Origin of the sequence: Sneathiella sp. (assembly GCF_002694385.1) — a bacterium.
In the GTDB taxonomy this organism is placed as follows: Bacteria; Pseudomonadota; Alphaproteobacteria; order Sneathiellales; family Sneathiellaceae; genus Sneathiella.
Genome location: NZ_NZMB01000012.1, coordinates 341,874 through 353,142, shown reverse-complemented (window position 1 = coordinate 353,142; position 11,269 = coordinate 341,874). Strand labels below are relative to the sequence as shown.

General features: G+C 54.8%; 7 protein-coding genes. All 7 read left to right on the top strand.

Features of this window, described 5'->3' with window-relative positions; genetic code table 11:
- The first annotated feature begins 5 nt into the window (after positions 1 to 5).
- The 7 genes from CMN55_RS08395 (at position 6) to CMN55_RS08365 (ending at position 11,266) form a co-directional block, all read left to right on the top strand.
- Positions 6 to 1,118 carry a glycosyltransferase family 4 protein gene (locus CMN55_RS08395; protein ID WP_293949337.1) on the top strand — a complete coding sequence of 371 codons (1,113 nt, stop codon included), beginning with the start codon at positions 6 to 8 and terminating at the stop codon, positions 1,116 to 1,118.
- Between the two features lie 32 nt (positions 1,119 to 1,150).
- The gene (locus CMN55_RS08390) at positions 1,151 to 2,119 is read left to right on the top strand and encodes a glycosyltransferase family 2 protein (protein WP_293949335.1); all 969 of its coding nucleotides are present in this window, start codon (positions 1,151 to 1,153) and stop codon (positions 2,117 to 2,119) included.
- A 2-nt stretch (positions 2,120 to 2,121) separates the two neighbouring features.
- Complete coding sequence (locus CMN55_RS08385; RefSeq protein WP_293949333.1) at positions 2,122 to 3,105, top strand: glycosyltransferase family 2 protein; 984 nt, start codon at positions 2,122 to 2,124, stop codon at positions 3,103 to 3,105.
- Between the two features lie 354 nt (positions 3,106 to 3,459).
- Positions 3,460 to 3,789, top strand: a complete 330-nt coding sequence (locus CMN55_RS08380; RefSeq protein WP_293949332.1) for a hypothetical protein — start codon at positions 3,460 to 3,462, stop codon at positions 3,787 to 3,789.
- 298 nt (positions 3,790 to 4,087) lie between these two features.
- Positions 4,088 to 4,849 (top strand): metallophosphoesterase family protein, encoded by a 762-nt coding sequence (locus CMN55_RS08375; RefSeq protein WP_293949330.1) that lies wholly within the window; start codon positions 4,088 to 4,090, stop codon positions 4,847 to 4,849.
- Complete coding sequence (locus tag CMN55_RS08370; protein WP_293949328.1) at positions 4,846 to 6,057, top strand: hypothetical protein; 1,212 nt, start codon at positions 4,846 to 4,848, stop codon at positions 6,055 to 6,057. The genes CMN55_RS08375 and CMN55_RS08370 overlap by 4 nt, the downstream gene beginning before the upstream one ends.
- Before the next feature lie 373 nt (positions 6,058 to 6,430).
- Positions 6,431 to 11,266: an NAD-glutamate dehydrogenase gene (locus CMN55_RS08365; protein ID WP_293949326.1), complete on the top strand. Its 4,836-nt coding sequence runs from the start codon at positions 6,431 to 6,433 to the stop codon at positions 11,264 to 11,266.
- The last annotated feature ends 3 nt before the right edge of the window (positions 11,267 to 11,269 follow it).

Genomic DNA, 11,269 nt, shown 5'->3' with positions numbered 1-11,269 from the left:
TCATTATGCGTGAAGTCAAGAAGCTGTCTGGCGATGTTGTCGCGGTGAGGGCGAAAAAGCTTACCTGGCTGTTGCTTCTGACACGGGCTCTGCAACGGGTTATCAGAATATTTGGGATTAGTGTCGACCTCTCCACGACACATGCTTACAGTCGGGCGGTCGGCCGGGTCATCCAGAGGGAGCTTGAGGCGATCAATCCCGATGTGATTGTCGGTATCGCGGCGTCCCCCGAGCTTGCGAATATCCACACGAAGGTGCCGATCCTGCATATTTCTGATGCGACCTACACGATCATGACGGACTATTACCCCGAGGTCAGCCGTGTTCCGCGCTGGCTCTGGGAGCAAGCAAATGCCATCGAGAAGCAGGTGATCGATAAGGCGCGCTATTCGATTTTCCCCTCGCAATGGGCGATGACGTCCGCCCGCGATGATTATGGCGCCGCCTCAGAAAAGCTGCGGCTCATCCGCTTGGGCGGGAATGTGGGCCTGCTGCCGACCCTGGATGAGGCTTATTTTGATAACAAATTCTCCGGGCGGTGCAATATTCTTTTCATGGGGAAAGACTGGTCTAGAAAAGGCGGCGAGATTATTCTTTCCGCCTTCCAGGACCTTCAGGGACGCGGGCTTGACGCCCATCTTTATATTGTCGGATGCGATCCGTTCAAGGGCAACCCGCCGTCCGGGGTGACGGTTTACACGCATATTCGCAAAAGCGATCCGGCTGAGTTCGATCTCTATAATCGCCTGTTTTCCGACGCCGCCCTTTTTGTGCTGCCGACGCGGGCGGAGGCTTACGGTCTCGTTTTTGCCGAGGCGGCGGCCTTTGCCACCCCTGTCATTGCGCCGGATACGGGGGGTATTCCGTCCGTCGTCGATGATGGCAGGACGGGCGTTCTGCTTCCCCATTCAGCCGGTGGCAGGGAATATGCCGATGCGATCGCCGCCCTCTGGGAGGATAAGGGCCGCCTTCGGGAGATGGCCGGTCATGGCCGTGAAAAATATGCGACGGATCTGAATTGGGATCGCTGGCGGAGTGATTTTGACGGGCTGCTTCAGTCTTTGCAGGACAACAAAATGACAGATCAGGCGGAACCCCGCGTGCGTAGCGCCAAGTGACATCTTCCGTTCCGGCATCCCTGGAGATGAATGTGACGCAAAATTCCGATAGTCGTCTTTCCGTTGTCATCCCAAGCTATAATTGCGAGGCGACGATATGCGTCACGCTGGATTCGCTCGCCGCTCAGCGCCGCCCTGCGGATGAGATCATCATTGTCGATGATCATAGCGACATTCCGGTCCGGGATATTGTGCAGGACCGCTATCCGGGCATCCGTATCCTCCGTCATGATGTCAATCGGGGCGTTCAGAATGCACGCAATACCGGCTTTCGCGAAGTGACAGGCGATTATGTCCTGTTTCTTGATGCGGATGATATTCTGTGCCCCGAATTTCTTGATACGGCCTATCTGGCGCTCACGGCGCATCCGGCAGCCGGCGCCTGCTTCGCCGGGTTTTATAAATGTTTTGATGGCGAGGCCGCCCCGATACTGGCGGCCCATATGGAAAAGACGGTTGATCCCAGAGTGCTGCCAAAGGGAGAGGGGTTGACCTTCTATCTCAACAATACCGGCGCTTTTATTCCGTCGTTCAGCATTCTGCGCAAAACCGCCCTTGATGATCTTGTCAGTCATGACGAGCTTTATTCAACGCATCTGGCGGCGAATGAGGATTTTCACCTGTTTTCCCGGATGCTCGCCAAAAATGAGGCGCTGCATATGGAAGCCCCCATGGGGGTTTATTTTCTGCGCCCCGACAGCCTGTCACGCAATCAGCTTAAAATGTGGCTGTCCCGTGAGGCGGCCGTTTCCTCCTTGTTGGGAATGGCGGATCAGCTCTCTCTATCAGCCTATCACCGGGCCTTTCTTGAAAAGATGCGCGCGTCGGCAGTCCGGCAGTATGCGCGGCTTCTCGATAATAACGGCGAACGCGGCCGGTCGGCAAAATGCCTGTGGGGGGAATTAAGACGGGCTCCCTCCGTGAAAACATTTGCGCTTCTTGCACTGACTTTATGTGGGTTGCAAAAGAAAAAGATAAAATATGGTGGTCTGGAATATTAGTCATGACAAAAGACAAAGAAACAATTTCAGTAATTATTCCGGCCTATAAGTCGGCAAATACGATCTGTGAAACAGTTGATTCCGTGCTGAACCAGACCCGTGTGCCAGACGAAATAATTGTCGTTGATGATTGCAGTCCCGATGATACGGTTGCGGCGCTTGGGCCGCGGATGGATCGCGTTATTTACATTCGGCATGAACGAAACCAGGGGGTTGGCTCTGCCCGCAACACCGGCTTTACCGCCTCGACAGGCAGTCTGGTGTCTTTTCTTGATGGGGACGATATCTTCTTTCCCGAATTTATGGAGCGGGCGAGCGGCATTCTGGCGGAAAAACAGGACGCCGCGCTTTGTTTCGCCAATTTTCACCGTGCGTTCGAAGAGCAGTTTGCCGAGATTGCGGATCGGTCCATCCCCGCGCCCCCGACTGTTCGCATTTATCAGCCGGAAGAAATCCTGAAGCCTTATCTTTATGATTCATCCACGCCGCTGATCAATTTCGGCCTGGTTCGTCGCAGCGCCATCGAGCATATCCTGAAAGACGGGCTGGCGTTTGATCCGCGGGTCAAGCTGACAGCGGACTTCAATTATATGTTGGAGCTTCTTCTCAATTTCAGCATGGCTTATATCGAGGACCGGTGCGGCATCTGGCGTCTGCGGGCGAACAGTATGTCGGGGGATCGCGTTGCGCTCTGGCAGAGCCGGGCGGAAAGTATTCAGTTTCTGCGCGAAGCTCCGGCGATGGCATCGGTCTCGGAAAAGAGCTGGAAAATGCTGATCGAGGCGGAGCATTCGGCCATCAGATACTGCGCGAAGATCCTGTCGACATCGGGTGAGCGGGGAGCGGCGATCAAGATGCTTATTCAGGAGTTTTTCTCCCACCCCAGCCTCAAAACGGCGGGCCTCCTCGGCGCGATAGGCCTCGGCCTGTCCTACCGGCAGGAGAAAAAATCAGACCGCGACTGGCGGGGCAGCACGATCAAGTAAGTTCATACTCTAAAGTAAAAGATGTATCGACCAAAGCTTTTGCATGATGGTGATATTTGAATGGTTTTACGGTTAGATAAACAGCTTTTTGAGTATGACGTAGCGGATTGGGCGACAAGATAACTTTTATAGAAGCCACCACCAGCGAAAAAGTCAGGCATAAGTTCCGGGCTATCCCGACGGCATTTTGGGCGTTGTTTCGTCAAATTTTAAAATAATGCAATTTTTTTTGACCTATCACTCATATGAGGGATGCGGGAAAGGGCGCATGGTCATATTTCTGTATTCAATCAGGAATATCTGGTTGTCGTGCTTGGCGATAGAAGCCGCAACCATTCGGGAGAAAGATACGGGATGTTTCGGAAATATGTCACGACAGCTCTGGCGGCTTATCTGGTCATCGGGTCCATTTCAGGGATCCCCCTTGCCGTTGGCGCGGAAACCCAAATCTCCCCGGTCACGGCCGAGGGGGTCGCGGATAGCGGCGTATCCGTGGCGCATCAGACATCCGGCTTTGTCCTGCTGAATGAAAAGAATACCGGCAATAGCATAACAGGCGGCGCGTCCGCCGGCTTGGCCGGGTTTGAGGCATTGTCACCGGCGCTTCTGCTGTTTGGCGGTGCAATCGGGGCCATATTCTGGCTTGGTCGTCAGCGTAATCCGGATAATTCAAACTGGGAATAAATGAATTTTGAGTGTCAGAAAATTTCATACAGTAATTTTTTAGTCGAAGCCATGCCCGTTCCGGCCAGCTTCAGAGTATCATTATAGTACCCATCTAGAAGTGGTGGTCATATGACCGCCACTTTTTTTATCTAATGAATGTTCACGGGCTTGTTGATAGAATATGAAGGTTGATGTCAGTAACATGCGTACGTTCCCGATTTTAACCGATAACGGATTACGACAACAACAGAACCGGAAGATATTCTCGATGCCCCTGGCTCGACTGAGCAGACTGATATCAAGGCGCGCGGCTGACGTGGGTGAAAAAGACGGTGAAACCACCGCCCGTCAGCAGATTTCCATGAACGGAGCCGCAATGCCGGACGGGCATCGCGCCTATGTCATTGGCGATATTCATGGCCGGAAAGATCTGCTGCTGCCCCTGCTGGATCGCATCGACGCGGACAGGGCGCGCCACAGGGATGCCAAAAATCATCTGATTTTCCTGGGTGACTATATTGATCGCGGGCCGATGAGCGCCGGGGTCATCGACAAGATGCTGGAGCTGATGGAGGCGGAAAACAGCATCATCACCCTCAAAGGCAATCATGAGGCGGCGATGATGACCTTTCTGCAGGATCCGGTTAAGGGGAAGCGCTGGCTGCATTACGGGGGGGACGCCACGCTCAAAAGCTATGGCGTCGATGTCGATCTGGCAAAGCTGGACGAAAAATCAATTCACAGGATTACCCGAAGCTTCAAGAAAAGCCTGCCGGATTCGCATCTGCAATTCATCGGGATGCTGAACAGCAGCCATACGCTTGGCGATTATTTCTTCGTTCATGCCGGCATTGATCCCACTAACCCTATCGACGGGCAGCGGGAGCATGATCTGCTCTGGATCAGGGATAGCTTTCTCTCGCACGAAGGGCTGTATGAAAAGGTGGTCGTGCATGGCCACAGCATTATTCCGGAGCCGGAATTCCGCGAAAACCGCATCGGAATTGATACGGGCGCCTTTTATTCCAATGTGCTGACATGCCTTGTGCTTGAGGGAGATCGCAAGGAAATCCTATGAGATTTCGGCTTTTTTTCCGCCTTGTTCCGGCTTTGTTATGCCTGTTCTTCTTTTTGCCTTCCATATCGGCTGCGACGCAACAGCGGTCAGCTTCACCGGCGGCGTTTCTGAGCAGGCCGGACGTCTTTCCGGTCGGTATCTGGTTACAGGACCCGGTAAACGCGGCCGCCTTCAAGTCGATTGGCGTCAATTTTTATGCGGGGCTGTGGAAAGGTCCGACGGAACGGCAGCTCCGGCAGCTTCAGAAGGCGGAAATGGCTGTCTTTTCTCCGCAGAATGAAGAAGGGCTCAAAGCAACCTATAACGACATCATCGCGGGCTGGATCATGCCCGATGAGCCGGATAATGCGCAAATGCAGGAAGGCGGCGGATTTGGTCCGCCCGTCCCCCCGGAGCAGGTCATCAGGCTGTATGAACAGATGAAGGCGCGCGACTCGTCGCGGCCCATCCTCCTTAATCTTGGTCAGGGAGTTGCGTGGGATGGCTGGTATGGCCGGGGAACGCGCAGTAATCACCCGGAAGATTATGAGACATATGTAAAGGCCGGAGATATTCTTTCCTTCGATATCTATCCGGTGACGCATCGGGACAGCGGGGTGCGCGGACGGCTTGATTATGTAGCGCGCGGTGTGGACCGCCTGTTGAAATGGTCGGGCGGAACGAAACCTGTCTGGAGCGTGATCGAGGCGAGCCGTGTCTCGAATGCCGAGCGGATGCCCGATGGCGAGGATGTCCGCCGCCTTGTCTGGCTCAGCATCATTCATGGTGCGCGCGGGATTATCTATTTCGTACATCAGTTCAGCCCGCGTTTTGTCGAGGCATCATTGCTGGAGAATGACCGCTTGCGCCAGGACATCACGCGGATTAACACCCGGTTGCAGTCCCTTGCCACGGTTTTGAACAGTGACGCCCTGCCGGAACTGGTGACGGTTGAACCGGACGCTATGACGCTCCCCGGCAGCATCGTCGCCATTTCCCGCCGGGATGAGTGTGATTTATATATCTTTGCCGGGTCCATCAGCCGGTTTCCAACCGCCGCCCGGTTCCGCCTGTCGGAGCCTGTGCCTGCGGATAGGGCCGACGTGCTGGACGAGGGGCGGGACGTGCGGTTGGAAAAAGGGCAGTTTAAAGATGAGTTTGGTCCCTACGCGGTGCATCTTTACAAAATTCCGCACGGCGGCGCGAATTGCCCGCAGACGGGCAAATAGCCGTGTGGAAAAACCCTCGCGCCCGATCCATGGCGTGCAAGTGATGATCCGGCGTTCCGGGGGTCACACAGAATATTAAGCAAACGTTTGTTATATTTGTAAAACAATTCTCTTATATAGACCCTGCGCGCCAATCCGGGACAGTCTGATAATCTGGTAAAATCGGACCGTAATTCTTTGGCGATGCCGCTTCACTTCTTTACATATTTCCCGGTCCTTTATATGCTTTCCGTGATGGTTAAGTAACACATTGAAAAATCATGGTTTTTATTTATTGTTTTATTTTGGGACAAGTCTCTAAGGAATGTCTTAATTTTACATGTCTATAGTGGTTTGAAGTTGATCAGCAATCTGAAGGGGTAGGATTCGGACGATGGCCGTAAAAGCACAGGATTTGAAATCGGAACAGATTGATAATGTTCTCTCTATAGTTGAAAGCAGGCTTGACAAGAAAACGGCGTCCGATGCCGGGAAATTTGTCCGTCAGTTTTACGAAAGACCATCCCCTGAAGATGTAACGAGCGTCTTGCCGGAATATCTTTATGGCGCCGCCCTGTCGCTTTACAAATTTGCCGCAACGCGCCTTCCGGGGACGACAAAACTGCGGGTTTTCACGCCGGATCTGGAAGAACACGGCTGGAAAACCACCCATTCGGTCATTGAAATCGTCAATGATGACATGCCGTTTCTGGTGGACAGCGTGACGGCGGCCCTCAACAGCCGGGGCCTCACCGTGCATCAGGTCATTCATCCGGTTGTCTATGTGGAACGGGATAAGGAGGGCAACCGTATCCGCACGCTGGATGCCGAACCGTCCGGAAAATCGTCTGCGCTTCGGGAAAGCATGATGCATGTGGAAATCGACGAGCAATCCGATCCGGCCATCCTGCTGGATATCGAAAAGAACCTGAACAGCGTGCTCGCGGATGTCCGCATCGCTGTTGCGGACTGGAAACCGATCCTGTCGAAGGTGGACGCGATCAGGGACGGGCTGAAGAAAAACCCGCCGCCGCTCGATCAGGGAGAAATTGACGAGGCGCAGGCCCTGCTTCAATGGATGTCGGACAATCATTTCACCTTTCTTGGCTATCGTGAATTTGAATTTGCCTCCGATGGCAAGGGAAAGTCTGATCGCTGGGGTCTGGTGGAAGGATCGGGTCTTGGAATTCTGCGTGACCCGTCCCGCCGGATTATGAGCGGCAGTATGGAAATGTCGCCGGAAGTGAAGGATTTTCTGCGGCGGCGTGAATTGGTTATCGTCACCAAGGCAAATGTCCGTTCAACGGTGCACCGGGCGGTGCATCTGGATTATGTCGGTGTGAAGAAATTCAACAAGAAGGGGGAGGTGATCGGCGAATGCCGCTTTACCGGCCTGTTCACCTCTGCCGCCTATAACCGTATTCCCCGTGATATCCCCTATCTCCGGCGCAAGGTCAGCCAGACGCTGGAAATGACGGGGTTTGCCAAACACAGTCACGACGAAAAAGCCTTCACCCATATCCTGGAAAGCTACCCCCGGGATGAGTTGTTTCAGATATCCGTTGAGGATCTTCTGATCAATGCGGGGAAAATCCTGTCGCTTCAGGAACGTCCCCGGATCGGTGTCCTGCTGCGCCGGGATCGGTTCGAACGGTTTGTCTCGGCCATTGTCTATATTCCGCGGGAGAAGTTCAACACGGACCTGCGCCGGAAGTTCGGCGATGTGCTGGCCGAGGCGCATAATGGCAGCCTGTCTTCCCATTACGCGCTGGTTGGCGATGATCTGCTGGCGCGCATCCATTACATCATTGCCCTCAAATCCAAGCACAAGCCCGTGGTGGATGAAACGGATCTGGAGCGGCGGCTGGTCGCGGCCTCCCGTAGCTGGGCGGATGATCTTGACGATGCGCTTCTGGAAAGATGGGGGGAGGAGAAGGGCCTGCGCCTGCGCGCCCGCTATGGTCACGCTTTTCCGGCCGCCTATCGCGAACGCTTCAATGCCGATCTTGCTCTCTATGACATTGAAAAGATCGAAGCGACCTTAAAAACCGGCGCCCTTACCCTCAATCTTTATCGCTGGGTGGAAGATGCCGACAGCACGGTCCGCTTCAAGGTCTACAGCCATAACACGCCACTCACCCTGTCCGATTGCCTGCCGATGCTTGAGAATATGGGGCTCAAGGTATTGGCGGAAAACCCTTATCTCATTACGTCGGAGGAATTGTCTGGCAAGGTCTGGATTCATGATTTCGAGCTGATCGAGCCGGGCGGCTATGCCCTCGACCTGCATGAATTAAAGGCGAATTTCGAAGAAACCTTCCGGCGCGTCTGGACCGGTGACATGGAGAATGACGGCTTCAACCGGCTGGTTCTCCGGGCCGGTCTGGACTGGGTGAATATCACGATCCTCAGGGCTTATGCAAAGTTCCTGCGTCAGGCCGGAATCACTTATAGCCAGACATATATGATGAATGCCCTGGCCGGAAACCCCGAGATTGTCCGGCGGCTTGTCGAGCTTTTCCACCTCCGCTTTGATCCGGCGGGGGAGACAGATCGTGATGAAAAGTCGGCAATTGTTGTGGAAGGAATTTGGCCCTTACTGGACGAGGTGAGCAGCCTTGATGAAGACCGGATCCTGCGCCGGTTCGTCAATCTTGTGCTCAATACGCTGCGCACCAACCTGTTCCAGAACCGCCTGGATGAGCAGGGCAAGCCGTATTTTTCCTTCAAGCTGGACAGTCAGAAGATTGAGGAATTGCCGCTGCCGCGTCCGTTTGTTGAAATTTTTGTCTACAGCCCGCGGGTCGAAGGTGTGCATTTACGCGGTGGCAAAGTGGCGCGCGGCGGTTTGCGCTGGTCCGACCGCCGGGAGGACTATCGCACCGAAGTGCTGGGTCTGATGAAGGCGCAGATGGTAAAAAATACCGTCATTGTGCCGGTCGGCTCCAAGGGAGGGTTTTACCCCAAGAATTTGCCAAATCCGGCAGACAGGGATGCGTTTCTCGCCGAAGGGGTGAATTGCTACAAGATTTTCATCTCCGGCCTTCTCGATATCACGGATAATTATGTCGGCAGCGATGTCGTGCCGCCCAAGGATGTGGTCCGGCATGACATGGATGATCCCTATCTCGTCGTGGCGGCGGACAAGGGAACGGCGACCTTCTCCGATATTGCCAATGCGGTGGCCATTTCCTATGGCTTCTGGCTTGGGGATGCTTTTGCCTCCGGTGGGGCGGCGGGATATGATCACAAGAAAATGGGCATTACCGCCCGCGGCGCCTGGGAATCGGTGAAGCGTCATTTCCGGGAAATCGGGGTTGACACCCAGACACAGGAATTCACGGTTGCCGGTATTGGCGATATGTCGGGGGATGTGTTCGGCAACGGGATGCTGCTTTCCGAAAAGATCCGCCTGGTGGCGGCTTTCGATCATCGCAATGTTTTTATTGATCCCACGCCTGACGTGGCGAAAAGTTACAAGGAACGCAAGCGGATGTTCGCATTGCCCCGTTCCTCATGGGAGGATTACGATCAGAAGCTGATCTCCAAGGGCGGCGGCGTTTTTGACCGCAAGGCGAAGTCCGTCCGCCTGTCCCCCGAGATCAAGGCGCTGCTGGATATATCGGCGGATCAGGTGACGCCGAACGAGTTGATCTCCGCCATTCTGAAGAGCCGGGTTGACCTGCTGTGGTTTGGCGGCATCGGCACCTATATCAAGGCAAGCCATCAGAGTAACGGCGATGTCGGGGACCGAGCAAATGATGGGATCCGTATCAACGGCAAAGAGGTCCGCGCAAAAGTCATTGGCGAAGGCGGTAACCTCGGCGTGACGCAGCTTGGCCGGATTGAATATGCGCTGGTTGGTGGACGGCTCAATACGGATGCCATCGATAATTCTGCCGGGGTAGACTGCTCTGACCATGAAGTGAATATCAAAATTCTGCTGCGGGCCGTTCTTGATGACGGGGAGATGACGGAAAAGCAGCGCGACCGGCTGCTTGAAGATATGACGGATGATGTGGCCGCCCATGTTCTGGTGGATAATTATCTGCAAACGCAGGCGCTCAGTACCGCGGAACGGCAGGGCATCGACAATTTTTCTGAAAATGTGCTGTTCATGCGCGCCCTGGAAAAACAGGGGCGGCTGGACCGGGCTGTTGAAAACCTCCCCGATGATGAGGAGATTATCCGCAGGCAGGCCGCCGGGCTTGGCTTTACGCGGCCGGAAATGTCGGTATTGATGGCCTATGCCAAAATGACGCTTTATCTCGATATTCTGGAAACCCGGCTGCCCGATGATCCCTATTATGATCTATGGCTGGCGGATTATTTCCCGCCGCAACTGCGCAAGAAATATGCGGCCTATATTGCCGGTCATCGGCTCCGGCGCGAAATTGTCACCACCATTATCGTCAATCAGCTTGTCAACAGGGCCGGCCCGACCTTTGTCATGGGGATGATGGAGGAACAGGGCTGCGGGCCCGAGGATGTTGCCCGCGCCTTTGCGCTTGTCACGGCGGTCTTCGATCTGGGACAGATTGCCGCCGGGATCGAGGCGCTGGATAATCAGGTGGACACCGACGTTCAGGGCAGAATGATCGACGTCACGCAACGCCTTGCGCGGCGGGCGACGCTCTGGTGCCTGCGCCATCTCAGCCGCTTTGGCGACATCAGCGGCGAGATAAAACTGCTGACTGCCGATGTTCGTAAATTTGAAGAAGGGCTGGACGGATTGNTAAGTGCGGAAGGCAAAAACCGNTANACCATGCGNGCGGATCTGCTTGTCGCGGAGGGCGTGCCGGAGACGCTGGCGCGNCGNGTGGCGGCGCTGGGTCCGCTGCGTTCCGCNCTTGATGTGGTGCAGGCCGGAAAAACATCCGGAAAGCCGATCACGGAGGTGGGNGAGGTNTACTTCATTGTCGGGGCGGACCTCAATCTCGACTGGCTGCGCACCGCCGCGGANGGGATTGAACCNGATAATGANTGGGATCGCCTTGCCGTNACNGCGCTGATTGATGACCTGTATGGNCAGCAGCGGGCNATNACAACNGCCGCCCTTGCCGCCGCGAACGGNCATACNGGACGNGCGGCATTTGATTTCTGGGCAAGCAACAATCACCGGATGATNGCNCGNCTNGNNGATCTTGTGAAGGANTTGAAATCTGNCGGATCGCTNGATATTCCAAAGCTGGTTTTCGCAAATCAGCAGTTCCGGTCACTCGTCGGCTGAAAG

Excerpts from the sequence above, each read along its gene's own strand:
- CMN55_RS08395 (WP_293949337.1), top strand. The coding sequence starts at position 6 with ATGCGTGAAGTCAAGAAGCTGTCTGGCGATGTTGTCGCGGTGAGGGCG.
- CMN55_RS08385 (WP_293949333.1), top strand. The coding sequence starts at position 2,122 with ATGACAAAAGACAAAGAAACAATTTCAGTAATTATTCCGGCCTATAAG.
- CMN55_RS08380 (WP_293949332.1), top strand. The coding sequence starts at position 3,460 with ATGTTTCGGAAATATGTCACGACAGCTCTGGCGGCTTATCTGGTCATC.
- CMN55_RS08370 (WP_293949328.1), top strand. The coding sequence starts at position 4,846 with ATGAGATTTCGGCTTTTTTTCCGCCTTGTTCCGGCTTTGTTATGCCTG.